Source organism: Telluria sp. ZB2R32 (genome assembly GCF_059685715.1).
Genome location: NZ_JCASIG010000011.1, coordinates 49,644 through 63,730 on the forward strand (window position 1 = coordinate 49,644; position 14,087 = coordinate 63,730).

Consider the following 14,087-nt stretch of genomic DNA (forward strand, 5'->3'; position numbering starts at 1 on the left):
AAAGCGCGGCCAGTCGGCCGCGCTTTTCATTTCTTAATCCGCCGAGCGATAGCGCTCCAGCCAGTGCGCATACGGCGCCGGCAGCGTCCACGACGGCTTGTCCACGCCCAGCGCCTTGGCCGCCGCATACGAGTAATGCGGGTTGCCCAGGTGCGCGCGGCCGATCATCACCAGGTCCATCTGGCCATCAAGCACGACCTGCTCGGCCACCTTTGGCGAATCGATGTTCCACGACGAGGCCACTGGCAAGCCGGTCTCACGCTTCACGCGCTCGGCGATCGGCGCCAGGAAGCCGGAACCCCATGGAATGCTCGCATCCGGCGTCGAGAAGCCGACGCTGACGTTGAGCATGTCGAGGCCGCCCGCACGGAACTGCCTGGTCAGTTCGATCGACTCGGATAAGGTCTCTTCATCGCGCCCGTCGAATTCGATCACGCCGAAACGCGCCGTCAGTGGAAAGCGCTCGGGCCAGACGGCGCGCACGGCCGCCAGCGTTTCGAGCAGGAAGCGGCTGCGGCCGGCGAGGTCGCCGCCATAGCGATCGTCGCGCTGATTGGCGTGCACCGAAAAAAAGCTCTGGCCGAGGTAGCCGTGGGCGAAGTGCAGTTCGAGCCATTCGAAGCCGGCGTCGAGCGCGCGGCGCGCGGCGGCCACGAAGTCGGCTTTGACCCGCTCGATGTCGGCGATCGTCATCGCTCGCGGCACTTGCGGCAGGTTGGCGCCAAAGGCGACGGCGGACGGGGAGAGGGTTTCCCAGCTGCGCGGGTCGGACGTCGGAATGTGGTCGTCGCCTTCCCACGGACGCTGGGCGCTGGCCTTGCGGCCGGCATGGCCGATCTGGATGCCGGGCACGGCGCCGGCCGCCTTGATGTTGGCGGCGATGCGCGCCAGGCCGGCGACTTGCCCGTCGTCCCACAGGCCGAGGCAGCCCGGGGTGATGCGGCCTTCCGGCGAGACGCCGGTCGCTTCGACGATCACCAGGCCGGCGCCGCCGCGGGCGATGCTTTCGTAGTGGGTCTGGTGCCACCCATTCGTCAGGCCATCGGTGGCGCTGTACTGGCACATCGGCGGCACCGCGATGCGGTTGCGCAGGGTAACGTCTTTTAAAGTAAACGGGGAAAACAATGCTGACATGGGAATCTTTTTTCGATAGATAAGCAGCCAGCGCGCAAGTGCGCGCCGGGCGGCGGGTAAGAAGGGAATTGGGGCGAAAGGTCTGCCGCATGCGCATGCGGTACTGCGTTTCGCCTGGGTAGATTTTCGCACAGGCCCGAAATGCTTGCTGCCGAGGGCCCAATTTGTAGGGTGGGAACTTGTGCCCATGCGGTACCGCGGGTAATGGTCGAACAGGTTCAGCAGGCCTGAAGCGGATGCACATCAGGCACAGCGCAATCATATCGTGCGGTCCGCCACAGCACGACCGCGTGTGCACGAGTGCATACCCTACGCAATATCCCTAATTTCCACCTTGCAATTCATTCTTGTCAATCCCATCTACCGCAAATGGCCGCTGGCGATTCGCCGGTGCTAGAATACAGCGCTGTTTTTTTTATCTCACAATCGGAGTCCTTGTGTTCATTTCCAACGCGTACGCGCAAACCACCACCGCTGCCGATCCTGGCCTGATGGGCAACCTGACGACTTTCGCGCCCCTGCTGATCATGTTCGTGGTCATGTATTTCCTGATGATCCGCCCGCAACAAAAGCGCCAGAAAGAAATGAAAGCAATGATGGAAGCGCTGGCCAAGGGCGATGAAGTCGTCACCGCCGGCGGCATCCTGGGCCGCGTCGTGCAGGTGAAAGACGCCTACGTCACCCTCGAAATCGCGACCGGCACCGAGATGGTCGTGCAGAAAAACGCAGTCACCACGCTGCTGCCGAAGGGTACGCTCAAGTCCCTGTAAGCCCGCGCCGCGGCCCTCGTATCAACAGGGCCGCTGCCGCTCAACACCCAACGCTGGAACACTATGAATCGCTATCCCGTCTGGAAATACATACTGATCGCCGTCGCGCTGCTGCTGGGCGCGCTGTACACGGCGCCTAATTACTTCGGCGAATCGCCAGCGTTGCAGGTTACGACCGGCAAGACGACGGTCAAGATCACGAGCGAGACGACTGCCCGGGTCGCGGACGCGCTCAAGCGCGAAAATGTTCCAGCGACCCAGGTCACCCTCGATGGCGAGGGCAATTCGACGGCCGTGCGTGCGCGCTTCGCTACCACCGACGCCCAGTTCAAGGCCAAGCTCGCGCTCGAACGCCAGATCAACCGCGATCCGGCCGACCCCGATTACATCGTCACCGTCAACCTGGTGAAGAATACCCCGGTCTGGATGCAGAAAATGCGTGCGCTGCCGATGAACCTCGGCCTCGACCTGCGCGGCGGCGTCCACTTCCTGCTGCAAGTCGATTCCAAGGCCGTGCTGGAAACCAAGATGAAAGGCACGCAAGCGAGCGTGCGCAGCATCCTGCGCGACAAGAACGTGCGCCATGCCGGTATCGAGCGCGTCGGCAATACCGTGGAAGTCACCTTCCGCGATGCCGCCACCCGCAGCGCCGCCCGCGCGGCACTGTCGAGCCAGGTGCAAGACCTGGCCTTTGCCGATGCCGCCGACGGTACCGACCTGAAACTGATGGTCACCCTGAAGCCGGAAGCGCTCAAGCGCACCGTCGAAGAAGGCGTGAACCAGAACATCACCACGCTGTCCAAGCGTATTAACGAACTTGGCGTGACCGAGCCGGTCATCCAGCGCCAGGGCGCCGACCGCATCGTCGTCCAGTTGCCGGGCGTACAGGACGTGGCCCGTGCCAAGGACATCATCGGCCGCACCGCAACCCTCGAAATGCGCATGGTCGATTCGACCATCACCCCGGGCACCGAACTGTCGGCCGCCATTCCGCTCAATTCGGAACTGTTCACCGAAGGCCGCGGCGCCCCGGTCGTGGTGTCGAAAGACATTATTTTGACCGGCGACTACATCTCGAGCGCCGTCGCCACCTTCGACCAGAACCAGCAGCCGGCCGTGTCGCTCGACCTGAACGGCGACGGCGGCCGCAAGATCCGTCTCGCCACCCGCGAAAACATCGGCAAGCGCATGGCGATCCTGCTGAAAGAGAAGGGCAAGTACACGGTGCCGTCGGCCCCGACCATTCAGGGCGAACTCGGCTCGACCTTCCAGATCACCGGCATCGGCAGCATCGAAGACGCCAACGAACTGGCGCTGCTGCTGCGCTCGGGCGCGCTGTCGGCGCCGATGGAATTCATCGAAGAGCGCGTGGTCGGCCCGCAGCTGGGCGCCGAAAACATCAGCCGCGGCCTGCACTCGACGGTATGGGGTTTCGTCGCGATCGCCGTCTTCATGATTCTCTACTATCACATGTTCGGTATCTTCAGCGCGCTGGCGCTGGCCGCCAACGTGATGTTCCTGCTGGCCCTGCTGTCGATGCTGCAAGCCACCTTGACCCTGCCGGGTATCGCCGCCATCGCGCTGGCGCTCGGTATGGCAATCGACGCCAACGTGCTGATCAACGAGCGTATCCGTGAAGAGCTGCGCGCCGGCGCCACGCCGCAGATGGCGATCACCAACGGCTTCAGCCACGCCTGGGACACGATTTTCGACTCCAACGTGACGACCCTGATCGTCGGCCTGGCATTGTTGATCTTCGGTTCGGGCGCGGTGCGCGGCTTTGCCGTGGTGCACACGCTCGGCATCCTGACCTCGATGTTCTCGGCCGTGTTCGTCTCGCGCGGCATCGCCAACTTCTGGTACGGCCGCCGCGGCAAGAAGCTCACCAAGCTGTCGGTGGGTACCGTCTGGACCCCGGGCCTGCCCGCTGAAAAGAAATAATTAGGAATCGTCATGGAATTTTTCAAAATCAAGCGGGACATCCCGTTCATGCGCCACGCGTTGATCTTCAACGTGATCTCGGCGCTGACGTTTGTGGCTGCGGTGTTCTTCCTGATCACCAAGCAGTTGCACTTCTCGGTCGAGTTCACCGGCGGCACCGTGATGGAACTGCGGTATCCGCATGCGGCCGACCAGGAAAAGATCCGCGCCACGCTGCGCAGCATCGGTCACGAGGCGCCGGAAGTGGCCAGCTTCGGCACCGCCCAGGACATCATGCTGCGCCTGCCGCCGGTGAAAACCGCCGCCGGCGCCACCGTGTCGTCGGAAGCGTTCAATGCCATCTGCGCATCCGAAGGCGGTACGCCGAAGCAGATCGCTGTGACCGAAAAGGGCCAGCAAGTGGCGCGTACCACCTGCGCCAACGCAGCCGGCGCCGAACTGGTGACCTTGCAGCGCGTCGACTTCGTCGGCCCGCAGGTCGGCGACGAACTGGCCACTGACGGCCTGAACGCGCTGATCATGGTCGTGGTCGGCGTCGTCATCTACCTGGCAGTGCGCTTCGAGTGGAAATTCGCCGTCGCCGCGATCCTGGCGAACCTGCACGACGTCGTCATCATCCTCGGCTTCTTTGCCTTCTTCCAGTGGGAATTCTCGCTGACGGTGCTGGCGGCCATCCTGGCGGTGCTCGGTTATTCGGTCAACGAATCGGTCGTCATCTTCGACCGGATCCGCGAAACCTTCCGCAAGCAACGCAAGATGAGCGTGACCGAGGTCATCGACCACGCGATCACCAGCACCATCTCGCGGACCATCATCACCCACGCCTCGACCCAGATGATGGTGCTGTCGATGCTGCTGTTCGGCGGCCCGTCACTGCACCATTTCGCCCTGGCGCTGACGATCGGTATCTGCTTCGGTATCTATTCGTCGGTGTTCGTGGCCGCCGCGCTGGCGATGTGGTTCGGCGTCAAGCGTGAAGACCTGATCAAGCCGGTCAAGGAAAAGGACGAGACCGACGGCGCCGTCGTCTGATCGTCCAGCTTCTAAAAAAAAATGCCGCCCGGCTTCAATCGGGCGGCATTTTTTATTATTGGCGTGTTTTTTCGACAGGCTGGCCCCGCCCAAGCCTGGCGCAAGCCCGATTTTTTACAAGGGAAATTGTCTGAATAACGAATTTCAGTCTCATGTGTGAGTTATCGCACAGAGAACGAAGAGGGCCGAACCTTATAGTGAAACTGTCTCTTTCAGGACATCCCTAGTTTTGGACTTCACCCGCTCCCCCTCGGAGCGGGTTTTTTTTTGCCCGTCCAGCCTGCGACACATATGTCAACAAAATGTCACAAATGTGAACTGGCGCACAGAGTGTGCGAGAACCGGGAACTAATATGGACCTGTCTCTTTCAGGACATCCCTAGTTTTGGACTTTGCCCGCTCTTCCCGAGCGGGCATTTTTTTTGTGGGTATGAGCATAGGGACGTAAGGTGGGCGGGTCTTCCGCCCACGCGTTCAACGATCGGATGAAATACCGGATAGGCTGATCATGGACTGATTGAACGCGTGGGCGGAGAATCCGCCCACCTTACGTTTTGCTGCAGACGCCAACGGTAAGCAGGGCTTACAACAACGCCGACGTCAAACTCTGCACCTCGTGCGCCGACTCTTCCATGATGCGCGCGAGGGTACCGTCGCCCACCGCGAAATCGATCGATGCCGCGGCCGCCACCGTGGTCGCTCCCGGCCGCTCGAGCAGGGGAGAGGCCACCGGCGACAGGTCGTTTGCCAGCAATAAAGTGTCGCCCAGGGTTTCCGGCGGCAGGGCGCGCATGCCGTTCCACATGGCTTCGATCGCGCCCATTACCGGCGCCGGCACGCCCAGGCGCAGCAGCACGCCGCGGCCGACCGCGACTTCGCCATGTTCCAGCCACTCGTCGGCATCGCCGTCGAGCAGGCCCGGATACAAGTGCGCCTGCGACAGCATGTAGAAACCGCCGACTTCATGCACGATGCCGGCGAACATTGCCGTTTCCGGATCGACAAACGAGACCCGGCGTGCGATTACCTGCGCCAGCGCCGCCACGTGGGCCGAGTGGCGCCACAGGGCGTCGGTGCGCTTGCGCAGGGCGGGGTCAACGATTTCGCTGCTCAGCTGGCGCACGATAACGGAGGCCGCCAGCGCGCCCAGCGTTCTGAAACCCACGCGCTGGACTGCGGCACGCACGTTGGTGACGTCGTTGCCGGAGCGGTTATAGGTCACGGAATTGGCGATGGCGACGGTGCGCGCCGCCAGCAGCGGCTCGGCCTGCACCAGGCGGGCGGCCGCGTCGGCGTGGCAGTCGGGGTCGTTCAGGGCTTGTTGCAGCCTGAGCGTGGCATCGACATTCGTCGGAAAGCTGAGTTCGCCGCGGATGGCCTGGGCCGCGATACTCTTAAAGGCGTCGAGTCTGTCCATCCAAAAATTATACTCTGGATGTATTAACGTACCCCAGGCAAACTTTGCTCTGGGGCACTTTTACAACGGCTCTTATACTTAATCAGGCTCGCTGAAGATGGCGTCGCAGCCATCCTTCGGCTCTTCGGTATCTTCCAGCTCGTCGACCAGGCCGAGGTCGGCCAGTTCTTCGACGGCGTTCATGAAACTGTTGATCTTGGCCGCGCCGATGAGGCGATAGATGTCGCCGGCCTCGTTGCGCACGCCGATCAGCATCTTGTGCTGGCGCACTTCGTCTTCCGGCGCGACGTCGAGCAGGATGTTGCCGATGATGTGTTTGTCGAAATGGGCGGGCGTCATGCCGTCGATCAGGGTCGTTTTCAAGATTTTTCCTTTTGTTGGGGTAATAACGGGAGAGGGCGCCCGGCCTGGCCGATGCGCTCGCGCAACCGGGTCAAGGCGCCGTTCAACTCGTCGAATTCGGTGTCGCTGTACTGCGCAAACAATTGCTTGCCATGGGCGATTACCTTGGGGAACACCTCGCGGAACACGGCATCGCCGGCATCGCTCAAGCGCACGTGGAACGAGCGCTTGTCGTCGCTGCTACGCTCGCGCAGCACGATACCCTTTTGCTCGAGGCGTTCGATGACGCCGGTCAGCGTTCCCTTCGTGATGAGGGTACGCTCGCCGAGTTCCTTGTAGCTCATGCCATCCGTGTTGCCAAGCGTGGCGATGATGTCGAATTGCGCGTGCGTCAAACCGTAGCGCCGCACCGACTCGCCCGAATACCGCTCGAAGCCTTGCAGGCATTCGGCCAGCAAGCGGACGCTCTTTAAATATCGTTCCCCCATGACTCGGGATTATAGCCGTCCGCGCAGCCGGCAAGGTTCACCGTTCGCCTTTTACGGTCGAGGCGCGTACCATACGCGTTTTTGCCGATCCGTCATCCTGCATTCCGCTATTTATGCACCGCCACTTCCACGGCATCCTCGCGCTGCTGCTCGTCACCCTGGTCTGGGGCACGACCTTTCCCGCCATGAAGGATTTGACCGGCCACTTTTCGGCAGTGTGGATCATCCTGGTGCGCTTCGCGCTGGCGGCGTGCATCCTGTCGCCCTTCCTGTGGCGCGCCAGGGGGCAGGATGTGCGCTCGGGCGCCATCCTCGGCTTGTTACTATTTTTCTGTTTCGTGTTCCAGGTCGAGGGCCTGGCGCTGACCAGCTCGAACCGCAATGCTTTCATTTGCGGCCTGAACGTGCTGGTGGTGCCGCTGCTCGGCGTGCTGGCCGGGCGCCTGCCCGAACGGCGCATCGTGCTGGCCTTGATCATGTCGATCGCCGGCCTGGCTGCCCTGTGCTGGGATGGCGGCGCCTGGGGCACCGGCGACTCGCTCGCGCTGATGAGCGCGCTGTGCTTCGGCGTCTACATCAAGGTGATGGAAGTGCGCACCCGGCGCGCCACGCGCCTGCTGGGCGTCACTGCGGCCCAGATCGGCACCGTCGCCCTGTGCGCGCTGGTCTGGCTGCTGGGGCGCGAGCTGCCGGGCGAAGCCGCCGCGCGCAGTGCCTGGCTGGGCGAACGCATGATCGCCATCGGCCAGCACGGCTGGAATTTCGCTTACCTCGGCGTGGTCGCCACCGCTGCCATCATCGCGCTGCAGACCTGGGGCCAGTCGCGCACCACGGCCAACGAAGCGGCCGTGGTCTACGCCTTCGAGCCGGCCGCGGCCGCCTTTTTCGGCTACCTGTGGCTGGGCGAGGCCATGACCGGGCGTGGCTGGCTGGGCGGTTTGCTGTTGATCTCCGGTATGATAGTCAGCCAATGGAATTCCGAACGGCGGCCCGCCGCCGCGCTTGCCCCCGAGTGATGACGTTCACAGCCCACGACGATGCCGCAACCTGACCTGCTCCTCCTGGCGCAGGAACGGCCGCTGCGCATCCTGCTCGTGAACGCAGGCGAACCGGACACCTTGTCCTGGTCGGGCCTGGTGCAGCCGCTGCGCCAGGCCGCGAAAATTCTCGGGCCCGAACGCCTGCACGTGGACGTGCGCAGCCCGGATAAATTTACCAGCGACGCCGGGCGCCACTGGCACCTGGTCCTGCTCGCCGCCGACGAAGCGCAGGCGGGCCTGAAGCCGGCCAACTTCCGTGCCCTGGTCGAACGCTGCCGCGCTGCACCCTTCTGGGGCGGCGTCGGCGCCGGCGTGCTGTGGCTGGCGGAAGCCGGCGCCCTCAACGGCGTGCGCACCGCGCTGCCGTGGTCTCTGTATGCCGACGCCGACAGCCGCGCCGACCAGGCCGTGTTTACGCCGCACCTGTACGAAATCGACGGCAACCGCCTGACCTGCTGCGGCGGTGCGGCGTCGGTCGATTTCGCCCTGACCCTGATCGACATCATTTTTGGGTCGAGCGTGCAGGCGCCGGTGAAAGAATTGTTGTGCGTCGACCGCGTGCGCGGCAGGGAAGAGCGCCAGCGGGTGGCGCTGCAGGCGCGCTTCGGCACCTTGCAGCCGAAGCTGACCGAAGCGGTGACGCTGATGGAAGCGAATATCGAGGAGCCGCTCTCGACCGACGAGATCGCCCAGCTGGCCGGGGTGTCGCGGCGCCAGCTGGAGCGCTTGTTCAAACAGTATCTCGGCAGTTTGCCGTCGCGCTATTACCTGGAACTGCGCCTGCAACGGGCACGCCAGCTACTGATCGATACGAACAATTCGATCGTGCAAGTAGGACTGATGTGCGGCTTTTCGTCGGGTTCGCACTTTTCGACGGCGTTCGGGGCGCTGTTCGGCAACACCCCGCGCGAGGAACGCCAGCGCAGGCTGGCCGAATAAAACGGTTATTTCGAGATGCGCAGGATGGCCGAGGCCAGGCGCGAGAAGCACGGCGTCAGGTCCGCTTCGGTCGCGGCGTAGCAATACATGCCGTTCGGCTTGTTCGGGTTGTAGCAGCGCGATGGGCCATCGGGAACGTTGGCCATGCATTTCAGGACGTCTTCGCCGCGTTCGTTGTCATAGCCGCTGCCCGATTTCAACGCGGCGCCCATGCCGAGGGTGAAGACAAAGATACCTTCGTCGCGTGCCTTGGCTGCGACTGCTTCCGCCAGGTTGCGTGCGGTGCGGTCGATATTGCGATAAGCAATTGCCTTGGTATTCAAGTCAGATGTCACCGGACGGTAGAAGCCTGGGGTGCTCGATGTCGTCACGATCGGGAATTCGCGCTTGCTCACATCGTCGCGGGTTTCATACGTATTGTGCGCGTTATACCAGTCTGGCAATTTCGTGAGGTTGGTGAGCACGCCGCTGCCATTGCGTGCAAGCGTGCACTTGGTACTGACACGTACGCCATCGGTGTCATCGAGTTCATACAGGCCGCTGAGGTTGCCATCACTGGAATTGATCACGCCGGGCTCCCGGCAATCGGTGGTCATGTTGAAGTACGACGAGATGCCGGTTGGCGCGCCATCGGAAAAGAACACGATCACACGCATCGCCGAGCGGTTCAGCAGCGGTATCCGGTTGAGCTCGTTACGGGCATTCCACATGCCTTCGACCGAGCCGGTCCCGCCGACGAACTGGTAAGTGTCGATCTTGCTCAGCATCGCGGTACGGTTGAAGCCGCGGTTGATGGTGTTGATCGGACTGTCGACTTCGGTGCCATACGCGAAGTGCATCAGCGCGACCCGGTCCTGGGTCACGTTGAATTTGTTGAGGAAGGTCTTGGCCGAGGCCCGGACCGCCACGCGATTCGGATCCAGCGAACCCGAGGTATCGACGACAAAGGCCATGTCGAGGTCGCGCCGGATGGTCTGGGCGTACGCGCGCGGCGTCAGCCCGGTAAAGCCGAGCACCTGCATTAGCGAGACCGGCATCGGCGCTTCCGCGCGCACGTCGATGGTGACCATGCCGCCGTTGAAGGTGACGTCCGTGCTCACCAGTTTCGGCTTGGAGAGCAAATAATTGTCGGGGATGTTGGCCGCGAAGAATTCGCTGGCGGCGGTGCGGGCGCTGGCGGCTTGCTCGGTCTGGTTGTTCCCGGCGGGGACGGCGCGCGCGCCGGCCAGGGCAGCCGAGTCGACGGCGGCATTCAGGCGCGCCTTGACCAGGTAGGCCAGGCCGCCGTCGATCACGAGGCCGACGACGGCCAGCAGGACCAGCAGTGCCAGTGCCACCATGATGGCGACGGCGCCGCGCTGGCGCCGGGAGGTAAAAGTAGGGGGCATGTCAGAAAACGGAGAGCGAATAGAGGTCGGGGCCGAGCGTCGGCAGACCAAGGGCGGTCGTTGCGGCGCCGGTCAGCAGCATGTCATAGCGATAAAAAGTTTCGACGACATGGACCACTTCGCCGTCGCTGAGCTTGCCTTTCATGGTGTCCACGGCAGGTCGGTTGCTGCTGCTGAAACCACTGCATTTGCTGGCACTGCTCCAGCTCGTGCAGTTGTACACCTTGCTGGTGGGCTTGTAGCCGCTGGCGACGACACCGAGGCTGCGCTCGTTGTCGTCCCAGCGGTATTGGTCGAGTACGACGCTGGTTGCCACACCGTTCTTGACGACGCCCATTACGCGCGTGATGTACATCATGCCGCGCTGGTTGACGTTCAGCGGCGGGGCGCTCGCCATCAGCGCATACATGATGTCCTGGCTGCCGGTCTCGAGCTGGACGCTGCCGCGCGCCACCAGGTTGGCGCCTTCGCGGCTGATGTTGGTGATGATGATGTTGGCCTGCAAGGCACGCGCCACATCGATCATGCCGAACAGGAGCATGAGCAGGAAGGGCAGCAGCAGGGCGAACTCGACGGCGGCCAGGCCCTGCTGGCGGGCGAGCGCAAATGGACGCCGCGTCATGGGAAATACTCGTTGCGCATGGTGGCGCCGACGGTGAAGCGGTAGCGGCCATTGGTGAATAACTGCGCCAGCATCGGCGTCGTCACTTTCCAGTCGCAGTCGAGCTGCAGCACGATGATGTCGCCGGCGGCGCCGAACATGCCGTTGGTGTAGCCGGTGCTGGCGTAGCGGGTGCCGTTCACCGAAATGACCGGCGCCACCTTCTCGTACATGCCCAGCGAATTGCTGCGGATGCTTTCGATGATGGCGGCGTAGCGCTGCTGGCTGCCGGTACCCGGGTCGAGGTTGCTCTGGCCGGTAATGGCGTAGCGGGCGCCCTCGCGCACCGCGTACTGCATCGTCAGCGTGGTAAAAAACATCAGGCTCAGTTCGACCAGCGCGAGCAGGATCAGCAGGAACACCGGCGCCACCAGCGCCATCTCGACGACTGTGGCGCCGGATTGACGGCGAAGCGTTGGATATCTCATGAATTCGACAATTTTGCCGTAGTTTTGACGTGGAGCAATGTATGCTTCGAGATTCTACATGGCAACAATCTAGCGTCTATGGGCTTTTTTGACGATTCTCAGTCTCTGTCGGACTTGAACAACACGCATACCGGGTGGTACCGGCCACTGGTTGCGCACTTGCGGCGCCGCTTCCGCCTGGCTTCCACAGGCACCGCGCTGCCCGGCGCGGAGGCGTGGATGGTGTTCGGCATGCGCCTGCTGCTCTCGATTTCGACCCTGCTCACGCTCTACATCGCCTCCGGAGAAGTCATTCTCGCCGGGCAATGGGGCTGGCTGATCTTCGTCGCCTATGTCCTCCACAGCCTGGTGCTGCTGTGCGTGGCGCGTTCGCGCGCCGGCTTCTGGCACGGCCCGGTCATCTACTGGGTCGACATTGGCTGGTATGGCTTGATGGTGTACGCCAGCAGCGGCGCGCCGAGTCCCTACTTCACCCTGTTTTTCTTTGCCATCCTGGTGGCGTCGTTCCGGCATGGATTCGATACCGGCGCCCGCCTGACCCTCAGCAGTGTCGTCGTGGTGACGATCGCGGTGCTGGCCTCCCAGGGGCTGCAGACCTTGCACTTGCTGCTGCTGCGTGCAACTTTCCTGCTGGCGCTGGGCTACATGATCGCATTCTGGGGCGGCTTGCTGGTCGACCAGCGCCGCCGCCTGGCGCTGCTGCGCGACGTCAGCCGCCTGTCGAACCCGCGTTTCGGCGTGCAGCACACGCTCGATTCGCTGATGGGCAAGATCCTGCGCTTCTATGGCGGCAGCACCTGCGTGCTCGTGATGCAGGATGGCGATGCGCGCTGGATGCTCAATACCGTGCACCACCCGCGCAGCGGGCGGGCGATCAGCCGCAACCGGGCGGACGCAGCCGACGTCGCGCCGCTGCTCGAACTGGGCGACGGTACCAGCGTGCTGTACCGCAGCGGCGACTGTTCGGTGTTGCCGGGCGCCGGGCGCAGCCTGCGGCTCGCGCCCGGCGACGGTTGGGGAGAAATCGATGCCGGCGCCTGCGAGCGCATTGCCGACCTGCTCGACACGCAGATCTTCATCAGTGCCGCGCTGCCGTTGCGCAAGGGCGCCGGCCGTATCTTCGTCACTTCGGAGCGCATCCTGCGGCGTGGCGATGCGACCTTCCTGAACCACATCGTGCAGCAAGCCTTTCCGGTGATCGAAACCATCAACCTGCTCGACCACCTGGCGTCGGACGCGGCGTTCCGCGAGCGCCAGACCATCGCGCGCGACCTGCATGACAGCACGATCCAGCCGTATATCGGCCTGCGCCACGCGGTGGCGGCGATCCGCAGCCAGGCCGGCGACGACAACCCGCTCTCCGCCGACCTCGACCGCCTGCTGGCGATGAGCACCGACGTGATTGGCGACATGCGCCAGTTCGCGCAACGCTTCCGCGACGGCCGCCAGCAAGAGCCGGAGCTGCTGATCGCACTGCGCCGCCAGCTGAACCAGGTGCGCTCGTTTTATGATGTCGAAGTCACGCTCGATGCCGCTGCGGCGCCGCTCATCAACGACCGCATGGCCGCCGAGGTGTTCCAGATCGTCACCGAAGGCGTGAGCAACATCTGTAAGCATACGCGTGCGCGCACGGCCCACATCCGCTTCCATGGCGACGCCCGCCAGCTGGCGATCGACATCGCCAATCCCCTCGAGGCGGATGCGGCGCCCGCGGCGTTCGTGCCGAAGTCGATCGCCGAGCGCGTGCGCGCCCTGGGTGGCATCCTGACGATCGACACGGACGACGGACAAACCTGGCTACGCATCCGCGTGCCCGCTTGACTGAACTGTATTTGGAGAAGACATGAGCATTCGTATCCTGCTGGTGGACGACCACAAGACCATGCTGTGGGGACTGGAGCGGCTGATCCAGGCCGAATCGGCCGCCCTGACGCTGGTCGGCAGTGCCGGCGACGCCGCCACGGCGGTCGCGCTGTGCAAGGAACTGGCGCCCGACATCGTGCTGCTCGACCTCGACCTGCATGGCAGCAGTTCGCTGGCGATCCTGCCGCAACTGGTGGCCAACGGCAGCACCCGCGTCGTCATCTTCAGCGCCAACCGCGACCAGGCCACGCTGACCGAAGCCGTGAAACTGGGTGCGCGCGGCGTGGTCGGCAAGGAAGCGCCGACCGACGACGTGCTGGCGGCCGTGCGCAAGGTGCACGGCGGAGAATTGTGGATCGACCAGTCGCTGATGCAGGCGCTGCTCGGCCAATTGACAGCACCGCCGCCGCCAGCCAATCCGGAAGCGCAGCGTATTGCCGGACTGACGGCGCGCGAACGCGAAGTGATCGGCATGATCGTGGCGGGCAAGGGCGCCCTCAACAAGGAACTGGCCGAGCGCGCCTTCATTTCCGAGCGTACCCTGCGCAACCACCTGAGCACGATCTACCAGAAGCTCGGCGTCGCCAACCGGCTCGAACTGTACGTGTATGCGACCCGCAATGGGCTGTCCTGACGGGCGTCCG

14 protein-coding genes are annotated in these 14,087 nt (G+C 63.5%); 7 read left to right on the forward strand and 7 right to left on the reverse strand.

What is annotated here, in order from left to right; genetic code table 11:
* Positions 1-33 precede the first annotated feature (33 nt).
* Positions 34-1,134 carry an NADH:flavin oxidoreductase/NADH oxidase gene (locus AC56LG_RS23745; RefSeq protein ID WP_497168503.1) on the reverse strand — a complete coding sequence of 367 codons (1,101 nt, stop codon included), beginning with the start codon at positions 1,132-1,134 and terminating at the stop codon, positions 34-36.
* A gap of 437 nt (positions 1,135-1,571) precedes the next feature.
* Between AC56LG_RS23745 and yajC the strand changes: the two genes are divergently transcribed.
* The 3 genes from yajC to secF all read left to right on the forward strand — a co-directional run bounded on the left by yajC (position 1,572) and on the right by secF (position 4,877).
* The gene (gene yajC / locus AC56LG_RS23750; RefSeq protein ID WP_497168504.1) at positions 1,572-1,904 is read left to right on the forward strand and encodes a preprotein translocase subunit YajC; all 333 of its coding nucleotides are present in this window, start codon (positions 1,572-1,574) and stop codon (positions 1,902-1,904) included.
* 63 nt (positions 1,905-1,967) lie between these two features.
* Positions 1,968-3,845 carry a protein translocase subunit SecD gene (secD, locus tag AC56LG_RS23755; RefSeq protein WP_497168505.1) on the forward strand — a complete coding sequence of 626 codons (1,878 nt, stop codon included), beginning with the start codon at positions 1,968-1,970 and terminating at the stop codon, positions 3,843-3,845.
* A gap of 12 nt (positions 3,846-3,857) precedes the next feature.
* A complete protein-coding gene (gene secF, locus AC56LG_RS23760; RefSeq protein ID WP_497168506.1) occupies positions 3,858-4,877 on the forward strand; it encodes a protein translocase subunit SecF in 1,020 nt (339 codons plus the stop codon).
* A gap of 583 nt (positions 4,878-5,460) precedes the next feature.
* Here the strand turns inward: secF and AC56LG_RS23765 are convergent.
* The 3 genes from AC56LG_RS23765 to AC56LG_RS23775 all read right to left on the reverse strand — a co-directional run bounded on the left by AC56LG_RS23765 (position 5,461) and on the right by AC56LG_RS23775 (position 7,124).
* Positions 5,461-6,294 (reverse strand): HDOD domain-containing protein, encoded by an 834-nt coding sequence (locus AC56LG_RS23765; RefSeq protein WP_497168507.1) that lies wholly within the window; start codon positions 6,292-6,294, stop codon positions 5,461-5,463.
* A gap of 78 nt (positions 6,295-6,372) precedes the next feature.
* The gene (locus AC56LG_RS23770) at positions 6,373-6,657 is read right to left on the reverse strand and encodes a hypothetical protein (protein WP_192052858.1); all 285 of its coding nucleotides are present in this window, start codon (positions 6,655-6,657) and stop codon (positions 6,373-6,375) included.
* Complete coding sequence (locus AC56LG_RS23775; protein ID WP_497168508.1) at positions 6,654-7,124, reverse strand: MarR family winged helix-turn-helix transcriptional regulator; 471 nt, start codon at positions 7,122-7,124, stop codon at positions 6,654-6,656. The genes AC56LG_RS23770 and AC56LG_RS23775 overlap by 4 nt, the downstream gene beginning before the upstream one ends.
* A gap of 113 nt (positions 7,125-7,237) precedes the next feature.
* Between AC56LG_RS23775 and AC56LG_RS23780 the strand changes: the two genes are divergently transcribed.
* Together AC56LG_RS23780 and AC56LG_RS23785 are read left to right on the forward strand one after the other, a co-directional pair.
* Entirely contained in the window at positions 7,238-8,140 is a 903-nt protein-coding gene (locus AC56LG_RS23780; RefSeq protein WP_497168509.1) for a DMT family transporter, read from the forward strand.
* 21 nt (positions 8,141-8,161) lie between these two features.
* Positions 8,162-9,103, forward strand: a complete 942-nt coding sequence (locus tag AC56LG_RS23785; protein WP_497168510.1) for a GlxA family transcriptional regulator — start codon at positions 8,162-8,164, stop codon at positions 9,101-9,103.
* A 5-nt stretch (positions 9,104-9,108) separates the two neighbouring features.
* Here AC56LG_RS23785 and AC56LG_RS23790 read toward each other — a convergent pair whose 3' ends face one another.
* From AC56LG_RS23790 to AC56LG_RS23800, 3 genes are read right to left on the reverse strand one after another with little or no spacing between them, the layout of a single operon-like run.
* Entirely contained in the window at positions 9,109-10,491 is a 1,383-nt protein-coding gene (locus tag AC56LG_RS23790) for a VWA domain-containing protein (RefSeq protein WP_497168511.1), read from the reverse strand.
* A 1-nt stretch (position 10,492) separates the two neighbouring features.
* Positions 10,493-11,113, reverse strand: coding sequence for a TadE/TadG family type IV pilus assembly protein (locus AC56LG_RS23795; RefSeq protein ID WP_497168512.1), 621 nt, complete (start codon positions 11,111-11,113; stop codon positions 10,493-10,495).
* A complete protein-coding gene (locus AC56LG_RS23800; RefSeq protein ID WP_497168513.1) occupies positions 11,110-11,580 on the reverse strand; it encodes a TadE/TadG family type IV pilus assembly protein in 471 nt (156 codons plus the stop codon). Before AC56LG_RS23800 ends, AC56LG_RS23795 begins: the two co-directional genes overlap by 4 nt.
* A gap of 114 nt (positions 11,581-11,694) precedes the next feature.
* Between AC56LG_RS23800 and AC56LG_RS23805 the strand changes: the two genes are divergently transcribed.
* Both AC56LG_RS23805 and AC56LG_RS23810 read left to right on the forward strand, forming a co-directional pair.
* Positions 11,695-13,401 (forward strand): sensor histidine kinase, encoded by a 1,707-nt coding sequence (locus tag AC56LG_RS23805; protein WP_497168514.1) that lies wholly within the window; start codon positions 11,695-11,697, stop codon positions 13,399-13,401.
* A 22-nt stretch (positions 13,402-13,423) separates the two neighbouring features.
* Positions 13,424-14,077 (forward strand): response regulator, encoded by a 654-nt coding sequence (locus AC56LG_RS23810; protein WP_497168515.1) that lies wholly within the window; start codon positions 13,424-13,426, stop codon positions 14,075-14,077.
* The last annotated feature ends 10 nt before the right edge of the window (positions 14,078-14,087 follow it).

Coding starts and splice junctions, on each gene's coding strand:
- AC56LG_RS23785 (WP_497168510.1), top strand. CDS start 8,162: ATGCCGCAACCTGACCTGCTCCTCCTGGCGCAGGAACGGCCGCTGCGC.
- AC56LG_RS23745 (WP_497168503.1), bottom strand. CDS start 1,134: ATGTCAGCATTGTTTTCCCCGTTTACTTTAAAAGACGTTACCCTGCGC.
- AC56LG_RS23765 (WP_497168507.1), bottom strand. CDS start 6,294: ATGGACAGACTCGACGCCTTTAAGAGTATCGCGGCCCAGGCCATCCGC.
- AC56LG_RS23780 (WP_497168509.1), top strand. CDS start 7,238: ATGCACCGCCACTTCCACGGCATCCTCGCGCTGCTGCTCGTCACCCTG.
- AC56LG_RS23795 (WP_497168512.1), bottom strand. CDS start 11,113: ATGACGCGGCGTCCATTTGCGCTCGCCCGCCAGCAGGGCCTGGCCGCC.
- secF (WP_497168506.1), top strand. CDS start 3,858: ATGGAATTTTTCAAAATCAAGCGGGACATCCCGTTCATGCGCCACGCG.
- AC56LG_RS23810 (WP_497168515.1), top strand. CDS start 13,424: ATGAGCATTCGTATCCTGCTGGTGGACGACCACAAGACCATGCTGTGG.
- AC56LG_RS23800 (WP_497168513.1), bottom strand. CDS start 11,580: ATGAGATATCCAACGCTTCGCCGTCAATCCGGCGCCACAGTCGTCGAG.
- AC56LG_RS23775 (WP_497168508.1), bottom strand. CDS start 7,124: ATGGGGGAACGATATTTAAAGAGCGTCCGCTTGCTGGCCGAATGCCTG.
- secD (WP_497168505.1), top strand. CDS start 1,968: ATGAATCGCTATCCCGTCTGGAAATACATACTGATCGCCGTCGCGCTG.
- AC56LG_RS23790 (WP_497168511.1), bottom strand. CDS start 10,491: ATGCCCCCTACTTTTACCTCCCGGCGCCAGCGCGGCGCCGTCGCCATC.